Annotated in this window: 16 protein-coding genes; 10 read left to right on the top strand and 6 right to left on the bottom strand. The window is 56.2% G+C overall.

The features are described from left to right. The first annotated feature begins 29 nt into the window (after positions 1-29). The 3 genes from ansA to L6R44_RS05200 all read left to right on the top strand — a co-directional run bounded on the left by ansA (position 30) and on the right by L6R44_RS05200 (position 3,152). Positions 30-1,046, top strand: coding sequence for an asparaginase (gene ansA / locus L6R44_RS05190; RefSeq protein ID WP_008500705.1), 1,017 nt, complete (start codon positions 30-32; stop codon positions 1,044-1,046). Positions 1,047-1,055: 9 nt separating this feature from the next. After that, positions 1,056-1,697, top strand: coding sequence for a bifunctional nicotinamidase/pyrazinamidase (pncA, locus tag L6R44_RS05195; RefSeq protein WP_237423480.1), 642 nt, complete (start codon positions 1,056-1,058; stop codon positions 1,695-1,697). Positions 1,698-1,895: 198 nt separating this feature from the next. Beyond that, positions 1,896-3,152, top strand: a complete 1,257-nt coding sequence (locus L6R44_RS05200) for a glycoside hydrolase family 18 protein (protein ID WP_237423481.1) — start codon at positions 1,896-1,898, stop codon at positions 3,150-3,152. A gap of 60 nt (positions 3,153-3,212) precedes the next feature. Here L6R44_RS05200 and L6R44_RS05205 read toward each other — a convergent pair whose 3' ends face one another. Together L6R44_RS05205 and msrB are read right to left on the bottom strand one after the other, a co-directional pair. Then, positions 3,213-3,491, bottom strand: a complete 279-nt coding sequence (locus L6R44_RS05205; protein WP_237423482.1) for a YeaC family protein — start codon at positions 3,489-3,491, stop codon at positions 3,213-3,215. 41 nt (positions 3,492-3,532) lie between these two features. Further along, positions 3,533-3,946 carry a peptide-methionine (R)-S-oxide reductase MsrB gene (gene msrB, locus L6R44_RS05210; protein ID WP_029739831.1) on the bottom strand — a complete coding sequence of 138 codons (414 nt, stop codon included), beginning with the start codon at positions 3,944-3,946 and terminating at the stop codon, positions 3,533-3,535. 341 nt (positions 3,947-4,287) lie between these two features. Here msrB and gapA point away from each other — a divergent pair, with 341 nt between their 5' ends. Together gapA and L6R44_RS05220 are read left to right on the top strand one after the other, a co-directional pair. Next, positions 4,288-5,283 (top strand): glyceraldehyde-3-phosphate dehydrogenase, encoded by a 996-nt coding sequence (gene gapA / locus L6R44_RS05215; protein ID WP_014831506.1) that lies wholly within the window; start codon positions 4,288-4,290, stop codon positions 5,281-5,283. 75 nt (positions 5,284-5,358) lie between these two features. After that, positions 5,359-6,243 carry a D-hexose-6-phosphate mutarotase gene (locus L6R44_RS05220; RefSeq protein ID WP_237423483.1) on the top strand — a complete coding sequence of 295 codons (885 nt, stop codon included), beginning with the start codon at positions 5,359-5,361 and terminating at the stop codon, positions 6,241-6,243. A 78-nt stretch (positions 6,244-6,321) separates the two neighbouring features. On the opposite strand, the gene L6R44_RS05225 is transcribed toward L6R44_RS05220, so the two are convergent. Next, positions 6,322-7,068 carry a MipA/OmpV family protein gene (locus L6R44_RS05225; RefSeq protein WP_032639792.1) on the bottom strand — a complete coding sequence of 249 codons (747 nt, stop codon included), beginning with the start codon at positions 7,066-7,068 and terminating at the stop codon, positions 6,322-6,324. 431 nt (positions 7,069-7,499) lie between these two features. On the opposite strand from L6R44_RS05225, the gene yeaG reads away from it, so the two are divergent. The 3 genes from yeaG to L6R44_RS05240 all read left to right on the top strand — a co-directional run bounded on the left by yeaG (position 7,500) and on the right by L6R44_RS05240 (position 11,430). Further along, positions 7,500-9,434 carry a protein kinase YeaG gene (gene yeaG / locus L6R44_RS05230; RefSeq protein WP_237423484.1) on the top strand — a complete coding sequence of 645 codons (1,935 nt, stop codon included), beginning with the start codon at positions 7,500-7,502 and terminating at the stop codon, positions 9,432-9,434. Positions 9,435-9,546: 112 nt separating this feature from the next. After that, complete coding sequence (locus L6R44_RS05235) at positions 9,547-10,830, top strand: YeaH/YhbH family protein (protein WP_045327013.1); 1,284 nt, start codon at positions 9,547-9,549, stop codon at positions 10,828-10,830. A gap of 99 nt (positions 10,831-10,929) precedes the next feature. Continuing rightward, the gene (locus L6R44_RS05240; protein WP_237423485.1) at positions 10,930-11,430 is read left to right on the top strand and encodes a YbaK/prolyl-tRNA synthetase associated domain-containing protein; all 501 of its coding nucleotides are present in this window, start codon (positions 10,930-10,932) and stop codon (positions 11,428-11,430) included. A 20-nt stretch (positions 11,431-11,450) separates the two neighbouring features. Here L6R44_RS05240 and yoaI read toward each other — a convergent pair whose 3' ends face one another. After that, the gene (gene yoaI, locus L6R44_RS05245) at positions 11,451-11,555 is read right to left on the bottom strand and encodes a small membrane protein YoaI (protein ID WP_086379903.1); all 105 of its coding nucleotides are present in this window, start codon (positions 11,553-11,555) and stop codon (positions 11,451-11,453) included. A 144-nt stretch (positions 11,556-11,699) separates the two neighbouring features. On the opposite strand from yoaI, the gene L6R44_RS05250 reads away from it, so the two are divergent. Further along, on the top strand, positions 11,700-12,146 hold the full coding sequence (locus L6R44_RS05250) for a DUF441 domain-containing protein (RefSeq protein WP_032639773.1): 447 nt from the start codon (positions 11,700-11,702) through the stop codon (positions 12,144-12,146). Here L6R44_RS05250 and L6R44_RS05255 read toward each other — a convergent pair. Beyond that, complete coding sequence (locus L6R44_RS05255; protein WP_032639772.1) at positions 12,130-12,921, bottom strand: AraC family transcriptional regulator; 792 nt, start codon at positions 12,919-12,921, stop codon at positions 12,130-12,132. The genes L6R44_RS05250 and L6R44_RS05255 overlap by 17 nt on opposite strands. A 99-nt stretch (positions 12,922-13,020) precedes the next feature. Here L6R44_RS05255 and L6R44_RS05260 point away from each other — a divergent pair, with 99 nt between their 5' ends. Continuing rightward, the gene (locus L6R44_RS05260; RefSeq protein ID WP_237423486.1) at positions 13,021-14,208 is read left to right on the top strand and encodes a CynX/NimT family MFS transporter; all 1,188 of its coding nucleotides are present in this window, start codon (positions 13,021-13,023) and stop codon (positions 14,206-14,208) included. Between the two features lie 47 nt (positions 14,209-14,255). Here L6R44_RS05260 and L6R44_RS05265 read toward each other — a convergent pair whose 3' ends face one another. Beyond that, entirely contained in the window at positions 14,256-14,966 is a 711-nt protein-coding gene (locus L6R44_RS05265) for a CTP synthase C-terminal region-related (seleno)protein (protein ID WP_237423487.1), read from the bottom strand. Positions 14,967-15,037: the final 71 nt, after the last annotated feature.

Below are 15,037 nucleotides of genomic sequence, written 5' to 3' on the forward strand. Positions count from 1 at the left end.
TTTCTTTTGAAGAACAAGAACTCACTACCATGCAGAAGAAATCGATTTATGTAGCCTACACTGGCGGTACCATCGGTATGCAGCGCTCTGAAAATGGCTATATCCCCGTCTCCGGGCACCTTCAGCGTCAGCTTGCGCTGATGCCTGAGTTCCACCGCCCGGAAATGCCTGACTTTACTATCCACGAATACGAGCCGCTGATGGACTCCTCCGACATGACGCCGGAGGACTGGCAGCACATCGCGGATGATATTAAAGCCCATTACGACCAGTACGACGGCTTCGTGATCCTGCACGGCACCGACACCATGGCGTTTACCGCCTCGGCGCTCTCCTTCATGCTGGAGAACCTGAGCAAGCCGGTCATCGTCACCGGGTCGCAAATCCCGCTGGCGGAGCTGCGCTCTGACGGGCAGATCAACCTGCTGAACTCCCTCTACGTGGCGGCGAATTACCCGATTAACGAAGTGTCGCTGTTCTTTAACAACCGTCTGTATCGCGGCAACCGCACCACCAAAGCCCACGCCGACGGTTTTGACGCCTTCGCCTCCCCTAACCTGCAGCCGCTGCTGGAGGCCGGGATCCATATCCGTCGTCTGGGAACGCCTCCTGCACCGAATACCGCGGGCGAGCTGATTGTGCATCCGATTACCCCACAGCCGATTGGCGTGGTCACCATCTACCCGGGTATCTCTGCCGACGTGGTGCGTAACTTTCTGCGCCAGCCGGTGAAGGCGCTGATCCTGCGCTCCTACGGCGTGGGCAATGCGCCGCAGAACGGCGAGTTCCTGAAGGAGCTTCAGGAAGCCAGCGAGCGCGGAATTGTGGTGGTGAACTTGACCCAGTGTATGTCCGGTAAAGTGAATATGGGCGGCTATGCCACCGGTAACGCGCTGGCGCATGCGGGGGTGATCAGCGGCTTCGATATGACCGTTGAGGCAACGCTGACTAAACTTCACTATTTACTGAGTCAGGATCTGGACATTCAGTCCATTCGCAGCGCGATGATGCAAAACCTGCGCGGCGAACTGACGCCTGACGAATAAGGAGGCCTCATGAAGCAACGCGCCCTGCTGCTGGTCGATTTGCAAAATGATTTCTGCGCGGGCGGCGCGCTGGCCGTCGCCGAGGGTGACAGCACCGTTGACGTGGCCAACACGCTGCTCGACTGGTGCAAAGCCCGCGGTGAAGCGGTTGTCGCAAGCCAGGACTGGCATCCGGTGAACCACGGCAGCTTTGCCAGCCAGCACGACGTCGAGCCTTTCACCCAGGGTGAACTCGACGGGCTGGCGCAAACCTTCTGGCCGGATCACTGCGTACAGCAGACGGAAGGTGCGGCGCTGCATCCGCTCCTGAATCAGAAGGCCATCGACGCGGTGTTCCACAAAGGCGAAAACCCGGCTATCGACAGCTACAGCGCGTTTTTCGATAACGGGCATCGTCAGAAAACGGCCCTGGACGCGTGGTTACGTCACCACGAAATCACGGAGCTGATCGTGCTGGGCCTGGCAACGGACTACTGCGTGAAGTTCACCGTGCTGGATGCGCTCCAGTTGGGCTATACCGTCAGCGTCATCACCGACGGCTGCCGCGGGGTGAACATTCACCCGCAGGACAGCGCTCAGGCGTTTATGGATATGGCGGCGGAAGGCGCGACGCTGTATACGCTTGAAGACTGGCTGGAAACGCAGGCGTAAGCCTTTTAGCCGGGTGGCGGCTTCGCCTTACCCGGCCTACTTTCTCTGGTTTTGTAGCAAAACAACCCACTCCGTTCTCCCATAAAGTGAACTCCCTCGCATCCTCAGCGAAGCGGCAATGCTATTCTCTCCAGGCTGTTTTTTCGCCACGCCTTTTCCGTGGCGTGGTTAATTTTATTAAGTCAAAGAGGAACTTATATGAAACGTTTGCCCTTGCTGGCAGCATTACCCCTGCTTTGCACGTCACTTGCTTTCGCTGCGCCCCTGATGTCGGTGGGCTACTTCAATGGGGGTGGCGACGTCACCGCCGGACCGGGCGGCGATATCAACAAACTGGACGTTCGCCAGATTACTCACCTGAACTACTCGTTTGGTCTGGTCTATAACGACGAAAAAGACGAAACCAACGCCGCGCTGAAAGATCCGGCGAAGCTGCATCAGATCTGGCTATCGCCAAAAGTGGCATCCGATCTCACGTTAATCCCAACCCTGCGCAAGCAAAATCCAAACCTTAAGGTGCTGCTCTCCGTTGGCGGCTGGGGCGCTCGCGGCTTCTCGGGTGCGGCGGCGACTAAGGAGACGCGCGCGGTGTTCATCCGCTCCGCGCAGGAGATTGTCGATAAATACGGTCTGGACGGGATCGACCTCGACTGGGAGTATCCGGTCAACGGCGCCTGGGGCCTGGTTGCCAGCACGCCTGCCGACCGGGATAACTTTACCGCCCTGCTGAAAGAGATGCGCGACGCGTTCGGACATAAAAAGCTGGTCACCATTGCGGTAGGCGCGAATGCGGAAAGTCCGAAAAGCTGGGTGGATATCAACGCCATCGCCCCCCTGCTCGACTACATCAACCTGATGACCTACGACATGGCGTACGGTACGCAGTACTTCAATGCCAACCTGTATGACTCCAGCGCCTGGCCGACGGTGGCTGCCGCTGACAAATACAGCGTCGATTTTGTGGTCAACAACTATCTGGCCGCCGGGCTGAAGCCGCAGCAGATGAACCTGGGGATAGGTTTCTATGGCCGCGTGCCGAAACGCGCCGTGGAACCGGGGATCGACTGGACCAAACCGGATGCGCAAAAAAATCCGGTGACCCAGCCCTACTTTGGCCCTCAGGAGATCGGGCTGTTCAAGTCTCTTGGCTATGACCTGACCAAAGATACCTACGTGAAGTACAACGATATCGTGAAGAAGCTGCTGAACGATCCGCAGAAGCGCTTTACCGAGCACTGGGACGACCAGGCGAAAGTGCCGTGGCTCTCGGTGAAGGGTGCCGATGGCAGCGCGCTGTTTGCGATTTCGTATGAGAACCCGCGTTCTGTGGCGGTCAAAGCTGACTACATCAAGAAGAAGGGTCTCGCCGGAGCCATGTTCTGGGAGTACGGCGCGGACGACGAAAACCAGTTAGCGAAGCAGCTGGCGGCGTCGCTCGAGATCCCGCATAAGTAGTAAGACAATCAAGCCCTCTCCCCGTGGGAGAGGGTTGGGTGAGGGCATCCTCCCGCACCGTTATTGCATTTTCATCGTCGCAATCGGCTTCGGCGCGATGCCGAAGTCCTCTTTCAGCTCGCGCTTGCTCTTCATCACCATCTGGCCCTGGGTGTCGATCGTCATGTGCTGCGCGTCGGTGTTATTGCGCGCCTGCCACAGCATCACCAGCTGCAGGCTGTTCTCTTTTTGCTCCGGCGTCAGCGCGACGCCATCGGGCCATTTTCCCAGCTCTACGGCGGTCACCAGACGCTGATAAATCTCCGGCGTCATACCGCTAATCATGTCATCAATATTCACACTCGCGCCCTTTTAGAGGAATAATTTGCTGAATCGTTTTTTCAACCCTTCACCTGGTCGCCGTTTTCGTCGTCAGTGAAGCTCATTGAGGCAGAGTTCACGCAGAAACGCTCGCCCGTGGGCTGAGGGCCATCCGGGAAGACGTGGCCAAGGTGCGCATCGCAGTTGCCGCAGCGAATTTCCGTGCGCACCATGCCGTGCGACGAGTCGGTCAGATAGCGGATGGCCTCATCGCTCACCGGCTCGTAAAAGCTCGGCCAGCCGCAGCCGGAATCAAACTTCGTTTGTGAGTTAAACAGCGGGGCATCGCAGACCAGACAGTGGTAGACGCCGTCTCGCTTGTTGTGCAGTAAACGCCCGGTGAACGGCGGTTCCGTGCCGTGGTTCTGCGTCACGTAAAACTGCATTTCTGTGAGGTTTTTTTTCAAATCATCAGGGTTACGTTGGTTCGACATATGCTTACATCTCGCTGTAGAAACAGACATCTTTTAACCCGGATTCTAACAAAACATTAACACCCTTGCGTGCACTTTTGTTCTAAACTTATGTGTCGCGAAAAGGCAGTCAGGCAATTGTGACCATGCTCACATTTTTATCCTGCGAGGACTTTAAAATCCCGGGCGCAGCCCCCATGTGGTTGCAAGCTCAAAGGGAAAGTGAGGCGAGTCAGTCGCACAAACGTTAGTCACAGGATTGATTTGTCGCAATGATTGACACGATTCCGCTTGACGCTGCGTAAGGTTTTTGTAATTTTACAGGCAACCTTTTATTCACTAACAAATAGCTGGTGGAATATATGACTATCAAAGTAGGTATCAACGGTTTTGGCCGTATCGGCCGTATTGTTTTCCGTGCTGCTCAGAAACGTTCTGACATCGAAATCGTTGGTATCAACGATCTCCTGGACGCTGAATACATGGCGTACATGCTGAAGTACGACTCAACTCACGGTCGTTTCGACGGCACCGTTGAAGTGAAAGACGGCCACCTGGTTGTTAATGGCAAAACCATCCGCGTTACTGCTGAAAAAGACCCAGCTAACCTGAAATGGAACGAAATCGGTGTTGACGTTGTTGCTGAAGCAACCGGTATCTTCCTGACCGACGAAACTGCACGTAAACACATCACTGCAGGCGCGAAGAAAGTTGTTCTGACCGGTCCTTCCAAAGACAACACCCCAATGTTCGTTCGTGGTGCAAACTTCGAAACTTACGCTGGCCAGGATATCGTGTCTAACGCATCCTGCACCACCAACTGCCTGGCACCGCTGGCTAAAGTTATCAACGACAACTTCGGCATCATCGAAGGTCTGATGACTACCGTTCACGCGACCACCGCGACTCAGAAAACCGTTGATGGCCCGTCTCACAAAGACTGGCGCGGCGGCCGTGGCGCAGCGCAGAACATCATCCCATCTTCTACCGGTGCTGCTAAAGCTGTAGGTAAAGTACTGCCAGAACTGAATGGCAAACTGACCGGTATGGCGTTCCGCGTTCCAACCCCTAACGTATCCGTTGTTGACCTGACCGTTCGTCTGGAAAAAGCTGCTTCTTATGAAGAAATTAAGAAAGCAATCAAAGCTGCTTCCGAAGGCGCAATGAAAGGCGTTCTGGGCTACACCGAAGATGACGTTGTTTCTACCGATTTCAACGGCGAAGTGTGCACTTCCGTGTTCGATGCTAAAGCAGGTATCGCACTGAACGACAACTTCGTTAAGCTGGTATCCTGGTACGACAACGAAACCGGCTACTCTAACAAAGTACTGGACCTGATCGCTCACATCTCCAAATAAGTTGAGATGAGTGTTTGATCCAAAAAGGCGACTTCGGTCGCCTTTTTTATTGTTTTTTAGACAGAGGATTGCTTAATGATTAATAAAATTTTTGCACTTCCGGTAGTCGAACAACTTACCCCTGTGCTCTCCCGCCGTCAGATTGACGGTGCCGACGTGATCGTCGTTGACCACCCGCGCGTCAAAGCCTCCGTAGCGCTGAACGGCGCTCACCTGCTCTCCTGGAAACCGGAAGGCGAAGCCGAAGGCCTGTGGCTGAGCGATGCCACCTCCTTCAAAAAAGGGGCTGCCATTCGCGGTGGCGTACCGATCTGCTGGCCGTGGTTCGGTCCGTCTGCGCAGCCGGGTTTGCCTTCTCACGGTTTTGCCCGTAACCAGCAGTGGACGCTGAAGGCGCACAACGAAGACGACAACGGCGCCGTGCTAACCTTTGAGCTGCAGGCTAACGATGAAACCCGCGCCCTGTGGCCGCATGATTTCACGCTGTACGCCCGCTTCAAGCTGGGTAAAACCTGCGAAATTGAGCTGGAAGCCCACGGTGAGTTCGAAACCACCTCTGCCCTGCACACCTACTTCAACGTGGGCGACATCAACGCCGTGAAGGTGAGCGGCCTCGGCGATACGTTCATCGACAAAGTTGATAACGCGAAGGAAGGCAAGCTGAGCGATGGCGTTCAGGCGTTCCCTGACCGCACCGACCGCGTCTATCTGCACCCGGAAGCGTGCAGCATGATCCACGACGGTGCCCTGAACCGCGGCATTGAGGTGGTTCATCATCATCACAGCAACGTGGTGGGCTGGAACCCGGGCCCGGCATTGTCTGTCAGCATGGCCGACGTTCCGGATGACGGATACAAAACGTTCGTCTGCGTGGAAACGGCCTGCGTGACCGCCCCTCAGAAAGCGAGCGAAGAAAAGCCGTCTCGTTTAGGGCAGACGATTCGCATTGTGAAGCGTTAATCACCCCGCACCACAAAAAAGCAAACGGGGCGCAAGCGCCCCGTTTTGATGCAATGATTGCACTGAATTAATGCACAATCAGAACTTGTAGGTCACGCCCACAGAGAAGATACCAGCCCAGGACTTATCGACCATCGGGCTATCCTTCACTTCGTCGCTCAGGCGCTCATAACGGCCGGTGCCGTACACGCTCCAGTCGCCGAGGAAGTTATAGCTCGCGGTCAGCTCCAGGTACGGATCCCAGCCGTCGTCTGCGCTGTAGCTCTTCAGACCGCTGCGACGGGACTCATTTTTAGAGACGCCATAGTAGTAGTCGTTGTAGTTCTCGCTGCTGTAAAGCACACCGATACCCGGCGTCAGGGTAAACCCACCGTTGGTGTAGCGATACAGCCACGCCAGGTCCCAGATAAAGCCGTTGCTGTTATCCAGCGTGTCACCCGCCAGGGCAGTACGCAGGAAGCCATATTCGGTATTATGTACATAGGATAGCCCGGCCATCATCGAGCTTTTACGCTTGTCGAGTCGGCGAAGCGCGTTGCTGTCGCTGTCACCCGGCTTGAAGTGCGTCGGATCATAGTAGGCCATGATGGAGAGCTTATCGGCCGTATCGTTCCAGAGATAGTAGCCGCCGCCCAGCCCGCGGAACCAGAAGTTATCCCCTTCATAGGTGATAACGGGAACAGGGTAAACGTCACGGTCATACTGTTTGTACGGGCTGTTAATGACGCCAACACCCGCGCCAACCGTCCACTGACTTTCCGCCTGCGCGGTGCTTACTGCGGTCGCGGCAAGGATGCCCAATGCCAGAAGTTTGAGTTTGGTCACAATCCATTCTTTCCTGTAGTCAAATAATCAGCGTGTGAAGTGTAACCGCCAATCCCGTACATCCCAAAATTTTTTGCCTGCTAATCAGTCTGATTAACCCGTTATTTTTAACTTTACAGATGACAGCCTGCTTTCATTTATATGACCGCTGAATGAAAAACGTGCTTTTGTCTTAGAACGACGGTGGAAATTTTTGGATGAGTTATTGATATGTCATTGAAAGTAGATTTTATGGGCATGCAAGTTTTGCAAATGCCATCTACGCTTTAATTTAAGAAGAGTTTTCCTGAACACCCTGCGGTTCTTAGCGTCCGACCTGGCACACAGGTTGCTGCTCTGGCAGTGAGGTGCGAGAGATTCTCTTCCGGGAGCCTCCACTACTCATACGAACGGCTCTTATCCTGTGCTAAAAAACGAAAGGACGGCATGCCATGAATATATTCGATCACTATCGCCAGCGCTATGAAGCTGCCAAGGACGAAGAGTTCGCACTGCAGGAGTTTCTTACCATCTGTCGGCAAGATCGCAGTGCCTATGCCAATGCGGCAGAACGGCTATTGATGGCTATTGGTGAGCCAAACATGGTTGACACTGCCCTGGAGCCACGGCTTTCCCGTCTCTTTTCGAATCGGGTGGTCGCCCGATATCCGGCGTTCGAAGAATTCTATGGAATGGAAGACGCTATCGAACAGATTGTCTCCTATCTGAAGCATGCCGCTCAGGGTCTGGAAGAGAAGAAACAGATCCTCTATTTACTCGGCCCCGTGGGCGGCGGTAAGTCCTCGCTGGCGGAACGCCTGAAGTCGCTGATGCAGCGCGTGCCTATCTACGTGCTCAGCGCCAACGGCGAGCGCAGCCCGGTGAATGACCATCCCCTGTGCCTGTTCAATCCGCAGGAGGATGCACAAATTCTGGATAAAGAGTACGGCATCCCGCGTCGCTATCTCGGCACCATCATGTCGCCGTGGGCGGCAAAACGTCTGCACGAGTTTGGTGGCGACATTACCAAATTCCGCGTGGTGAAAGTGTGGCCGTCTATCCTGGAACAGATCGCGATTGCCAAAACGGAACCGGGTGATGAGAACAACCAGGACATCTCGGCGCTGGTGGGTAAAGTCGACATTCGTAAGCTGGAAAACTTCGCGCAAAACGATCCGGATGCCTACGGTTACTCGGGCGCGCTGTGCCGTGCTAACCAGGGGATTATGGAATTCGTCGAGATGTTTAAAGCGCCTATCAAGGTGCTTCACCCGCTGCTGACGGCAACGCAGGAAGGAAACTACAACGGGACGGAAGGTATTTCCGCCCTGCCGTTTAACGGGATTATTCTCGCCCACTCGAACGAATCTGAATGGGTGACCTTCCGTAACAACAAAAACAACGAGGCCTTCCTTGACCGCGTGTACATCGTCAAGGTGCCTTATTGCCTGCGGATCTCCGAAGAGATCAAAATTTACGAGAAACTGCTTAACCACAGTGAGCTGGTGCACGCGCCTTGCGCGCCCGGCACGCTGGAAACGCTGTCACGCTTCTCAATCCTTTCGCGTCTGAAAGAGCCGGAAAACTCCAGCATCTATTCGAAAATGCGCGTCTATGACGGAGAAAGCCTGAAAGATACCGACCCGAAAGCGAAGTCGTATCAGGAGTACCGCGACTACGCCGGGGTTGATGAGGGGATGAACGGTCTGTCCACGCGTTTTGCGTTTAAGATCCTCTCCCGCGTCTTTAACTTCGACCATGCGGAAGTGGCGGCCAACCCGGTGCATCTGTTCTACGTGCTGGAGCAGCAAATCGAGCGCGAACAGTTCCCGCAGGAGCAGGCTGAGCGCTACCTTGAGTTCCTGAAAGGTTACCTGATCCCGAAATACGCCGAGTTCATTGGCAAAGAGATCCAGACGGCCTACCTGGAATCCTATTCAGAATACGGGCAGAACATTTTCGACCGTTATGTCACCTACGCTGACTTCTGGATCCAGGATCAGGAGTACCGCGACCCGGATACCGGCCAGCTGTTTGACCGTGAATCCCTGAACGCGGAGCTGGAAAAAATCGAGAAGCCTGCCGGGATCAGCAACCCGAAAGACTTCCGTAACGAGATTGTGAACTTCGTCCTGCGCGCCAGAGCGCATAACAACGGGCGCAATCCGAACTGGACCAGCTACGAGAAGCTGCGCACGGTCATTGAGAAGAAAATGTTCTCCAATACCGAAGAGCTGCTGCCGGTGATCTCGTTTAATGCCAAAACCTCAACCGATGAGCAGAAAAAGCACGACGATTTTGTCGACCGTATGATGGAAAAAGGCTATACCCGCAAGCAGGTCCGCCTGCTGTGCGAATGGTACCTGCGCGTGCGTAAATCGTCTTAAAACAAAAGGCTCCACGCCGGGGCCTGCAATAACGAACCGTAGGCCGGATACGCGCCGCGCATCCGGCACTACACGCGCAGCATAGAGTTGGCAAATGCAGTACGGGGGGTATATGACCTGGTTTATTGACCGGCGTCTTAACGGCAAAAACAAGAGCACGGTAAACCGCCAGCGCTTCTTGCGCCGTTATAAAGCGCAAATTAAACAGTCTATCTCCGAGGCCATCAACAAACGCTCGGTGACCGACGTCGACAGCGGCGAGTCTGTCTCCATCCCCACCGATGACATCAGCGAACCGATGTTTCATCAGGGGCGAGGCGGCCTGCGCCATCGCGTACACCCAGGTAACGACCACTTCGTTCAGAACGACAGAATTGAGCGCCCTCAGGGCGGCGGCGGTGGTTCAGGAAGCGGTCAGGGACAGGCCAGCCAGGACGGTGAAGGTCAGGACGAATTCGTCTTCCAGATTTCAAAAGATGAATATCTCGACCTGCTGTTCGAAGACCTGGCGCTACCGAATCTGAAAAAGAATCAGCATCGTCAGCTTAATGAGTATAAAACCCATCGCGCGGGCTATACCGCCAACGGCGTGCCCGCCAACATCAGCGTCGTGCGTTCGTTGCAGAATTCGCTGGCGCGACGCACGGCCATGACGGCAGGCAAACGTCGCGAACTGCGCGAGCTGGAGAGCAGCCTGAAGGTGGTGGAAAACACGGAACCGGCGCAACTGCTGGAAGAGGAGCGCCTGCGTAAAGAGATTGCTGAGCTAAGAGCGAAGATCGAACGGGTACCGTTTATCGACACCTTCGACCTGCGCTACAAGAACTACGAAAAACGTCCCGAGCCCTCCAGCCAGGCGGTAATGTTCTGTCTGATGGACGTGTCCGGCTCGATGGATCAGGCCACCAAAGATATGGCGAAGCGTTTTTATATTCTGCTCTATCTGTTCCTGAGCAGAACCTATAAGAACGTGGAGGTGGTCTATATCCGTCACCACACCCAGGCGAAGGAGGTGGATGAGCATGAGTTCTTCTACTCGCAGGAGACCGGGGGCACCATCGTCTCGAGCGCCCTGAAGCTGATGGATGAGGTGGTGAAAGAGCGTTACGACCCGTCGCAGTGGAATATCTATGCTGCCCAGGCCTCGGACGGCGATAACTGGGCCGACGACTCGCCGCTGTGCCACGAAATTCTGGCGAAGAAAATTCTGCCGGTGGTGCGTTACTACAGCTATATCGAAATCACCCGTCGCGCGCACCAGACCCTGTGGCGGGAGTATGAACATCTGCAGTCGATGTTTGATAATTTTGCCATGCAGCACATCCGCGATCAGGATGACATTTATCCGGTGTTCAGGGAGCTGTTCCACAAGCAGTCTGCGACCAGCAACGCCTAACCCCACAGCCAGCGAACCCGCTGGCTGTTTTCTTTCGACCCCGTTCATCCCGTGCTAATGTAGGCAGTCGCGTACTGAATTATCACCGGGAAAATCGTTATGACTGACGACGTTATTGGAACAGACACTCACCAGCAGCTGATTGCCTTACTCACCGAGCAGGGCGCGCGCTTTCGCGTTATGGAGCACGAGGCGGTCGGGAAATGTGAAGCGGTAAGTGAAATTCGCGGAACCGACCTGCGCCAGGGTGCAAAAGCGCTGGTGTGCAAGGTGAAGGGAAACGGCGTAAAAAAACACGTTCTGGCGATCCTCGCCGCCGATCTGCAGGCTGACCTGAGCCGGCTTGCCGGCCATTTTGGCGGACTAAAGGCTTCCCTCGCCAGCCCGGCGGAAGTCGATGCCCTGACCGCCTGCGTTTTCGGCGCTATCCCGCCCTTTAGCTTCCATCCTGACCTGGCGCTGGTTGCCGACCCGCTTTTGTTCGAGCGCTTCGACGAGATCGCGTTTAACGCCGGCCTGCTGGAGAAATCCGTGATTATGGATACTCAGGATTACCTGCGCATTGCCCGTCCTGAGCTGGTGACCTTCCATAAAGCGTAACCGTATTGGCTGGCACCCCGTCAGCCGTTTCTTTCCAGGAACAGCACGGAGGCGACGAGAATAACGGCAATAGCGAAAAACGATGAGGAGATAATTAGCGTTTCCACAAACATGTGATCGTTCATGATGGCGACCCTTTTGCGATATCTGCTTTCGTTTTAATCCGCGTAAATGACAAGGTTATGACAACGATAAAATCTTTTTGAAACTGTTCTCCGCCGCGTTTGCGCGTACAGTAAACAGGTTAATTATTCTGGCAAGGATTCCCTATGTTTGACCCTACTCTGCTTATTCTTCTGGCACTCGCCGCGCTTGGCTTTGTCAGCCATAACACCACCGTCGCCATCTCGATTCTGGTGCTTATCATTGTGCGCGTGACCCCGCTTAACACCTTTTTCCCGTGGATAGAAAAACAGGGCCTCACCATCGGGATCATCATCTTAACCATTGGGGTGATGGCGCCCATCGCCAGCGGCACGCTTCCTGCCTCAACGCTGCTGCACTCGTTCGTAAACTGGAAATCGCTGGTGGCGATCGCGGTCGGAATTTTTGTCTCGTGGCTGGGCGGTCGCGGCGTCACGCTGATGAGCAGCCAGCCCTCGCTGGTGGCGGGTCTGCTGGTGGGCACCGTTCTGGGCGTGGCGCTCTTTCGCGGCGTGCCGGTCGGCCCGCTGATTGCGGCTGGCCTTGTCTCGCTGCTTATTGGGAAGTCGTAGTCAGGCTGGCCATATAACGCGCCGGCGTCTGGCCCAGCCCCTTCTTGAACATGGTGATAAACGCGGTGGTCGAGTCATAGCCCAGCGAGTGGGCCACCTGCTGGACCGATTTCCCGCCGATCAGATGCTGAAGGGCCACAATGAGCTGTAGCTGGTGGCGCCAGCGGCGAAAGCTTAAACCGGTCTCTTTCACCACCAGCCGCGCCAGGTTGCGTTCGCTCATGGCAAAGTGGCTTGCCCACTGCGCCAGCGTCTGCCAGGCGGCGGGATCGTCCGCCATCTTCTCGCTCATCAGCCTGATTTTAGGATGAGGTGAAACGGGCAGCTGCAGATGCTCCTGACGCTGGAGCGGCAGCTCGTCAAACAGGACGTCCACCAGGCGCGATGTGGCCGCAAGAGAGAGCTGCTCACGCGTTTTTTCCGCGAGGGACAAAATCAGCTCCCGCACCAGGGGAGAGATTTTCAGGGTGCAGCAGCGGTCGGGCAAGCCTGTCGCCCCCGGTTCAATGAACAAAAAGCAGAGCTGCGCGCCCGGCGTGGCCCGGTTGCTGTGCGGCATTTGACCGGGGATCCAGACGGCATACTGGGGCGGAACCATCAGCATGGCATTTTCCACTTCGCAGGTGATCGCGCCGCCGAGAGCCAGAATCAGCTGCCCCTTACGGTGATGGTGTCGGGGAATATACTGTTCCTCCGCCACCACGCGGATGCGAAACGCGGCGGCCGCATCGTGCTGGCTATCGGGATCGTAGCCGTCCAGTCCCAGACCAATCATCAGTTTGTCCGATATTAGCGATAAACTGTCATTTTAGCCTGATTTCAACCACCGGAAAACTCGGTATTGTATGCGCTCGCTTGAACGTATGAGAACAAAATGACTACTGCTATTCGCACCTCAGGAAAACACGGCGCGCTGTTGATTGCAGGCATCCTGATGATTGCCACCACGCTTCGCGTCACCTTTACCGGGGCAGCCCCGCTGCTCGACGCTATTCGTCTTGATTATGGCTTAAGCACGGCGCAAACCGGTTTGCTAACCACCCTTCCCCTGCTGGCTTTCGCCCTCGTCTCGCCGCTCGCCGCAGGCGTTGCCCGGCGTATCGGCATGGAGCGCAGCCTGTTTATCGCCCTGCTGCTGATTTGCGCCGGGATTGCCGTTCGCTCCCTGCCCTCCGCCGCATTGCTTTTCATCGGAACGGCAGTCATCGGCTGCGGTATTGCGCTCGGGAACGTGCTGTTACCCGGATTAATTAAACGCGACTTTCCGGGCCATGTGGCGAAGCTCACCGGCGCCTACTCCCTGACGATGGGCGTCTCGGCGGCGTTTGGCTCGGCGCTGATTGTTCCTTTGGCGCAGGGGAATTCGGGCTGGCACGGCGCGCTGCTGATGCTGATGGTGTTCCCGCTGATCGCGCTGCTGCTCTGGCTGCCGCAGTGGCGACAAAAACACGTTGCGACGGTAACGGGCGCTGGCGCGCTGCACAATCGCGCGATCTGGCGCTCGGCGCTCGCCTGGCAGGTAACGCTCTTTTTGGGAATTAACTCGCTGATTTACTACGTCATCATCGGCTGGCTGCCGGCGATACTGCTTAGTCACGGCTACAGTGAAGCGCAGGCTGGCTCGGTTCACGGGCTGTTGCAGCTGGCCACGGCGGTGCCGGGGCTTGCCGTGCCGCTAATCCTCCACCGTCTGAAAGATCAGCGGGGCATTGCCGGCGCGGCGGCGCTGATGTGTGCGGTAAGCGCGGCGGGGTTATGGTTTATGCCCGATCTGGCGGTAATGTGGACGCTGGTGTTTGGCTTTGGCTCCGGGGCAACGATGATCCTCGGCCTGACGTTTATCGGCCTGCGCGCCAGCTCGGCGCACCAGGCTGCGGCGCTGTCCGGCATGGCACAATCGATCGGCTACCTGCTCGCCGCCTGCGGCCCGCCGCTGATGGGAAAAATTCACGACAGCGCGGGAGACTGGCAAATCCCGCTTCTGGGCTGCGCCCTGGCCGCCGTGATAATGGCTCTTTGCGGCGTTCTGGCCGGGCGAGATCGGGAGATTGCGCCGCGCTAAATGTAGGCCGGGCAAGCGCAGCGCCACCCGGCAAAAAAACGACGGCATTATGAATCGCGCGCCGCGCGCAGCATGGCCTGCACCAGCACCACCGGGCGCCCTTCCAGCGCAGCACGCTCGTGCTGGAACAAGGTGATCACGAAGAACGGGTGCGTAACCAGTTCCGCGGCGCGAATTTCCCCCTGGTCGTCCCAGCCCGTCACGCGCATATCACCGCTCTCCAGCGCCCGGGCAAATTCCGGCGACACGCCATAGTTGCAGTGATACCCCTCTTCAATCTCCGGCTTGCCGTACGCTTTCGCAATCAGCGTATTTTTGCGCAGCTCAACCGCATCGGTTTTTTCCACCAGCGAGCAGGTCAGCGGCGCAATCACCATGGTGCCTTCGGTATCCGTCTCGGCGTGTGCCGCATCAGCCCAGCCCAGCACATTGCGGGCATACTCAATCAGCGCATGCTGGAACCCACCGCAGGTACCAAGAAACGGAATGCTGTTTTCACGGGCGTAGCGCGCGGCGATAAAGGCCGCCCCGGTGTTTTTATAGGGGCTGGCTGGAACCAGCCAGATGGCATCGTAGCCCACCAGGTCTTCGGGGCTTGTCAGCTCCGTGGTGGCAAGCCAGTCGTAATCGGCGGTGAGGTCAAGGACGGCGGCGGCGTCGTCAATGGCCAACGGGATTGCCTGATGCGCAATAACGGCGGGATTGTAATCGCCAACCAGGGCAATGCGCAGCGTCGTTTTAACCGGGAGGTGTTCCATGAAAGGTTCCTTATGCCAGAGTATTATCAGATAACATAAGGAACCTCAGACTACCGATCTTTTGCAATTAT

Source organism: Enterobacter cloacae complex sp. ECC445 (genome assembly GCF_021892025.1).
GTDB classification, from domain to species: domain Bacteria; phylum Pseudomonadota; class Gammaproteobacteria; order Enterobacterales; family Enterobacteriaceae; genus Enterobacter; species Enterobacter chengduensis.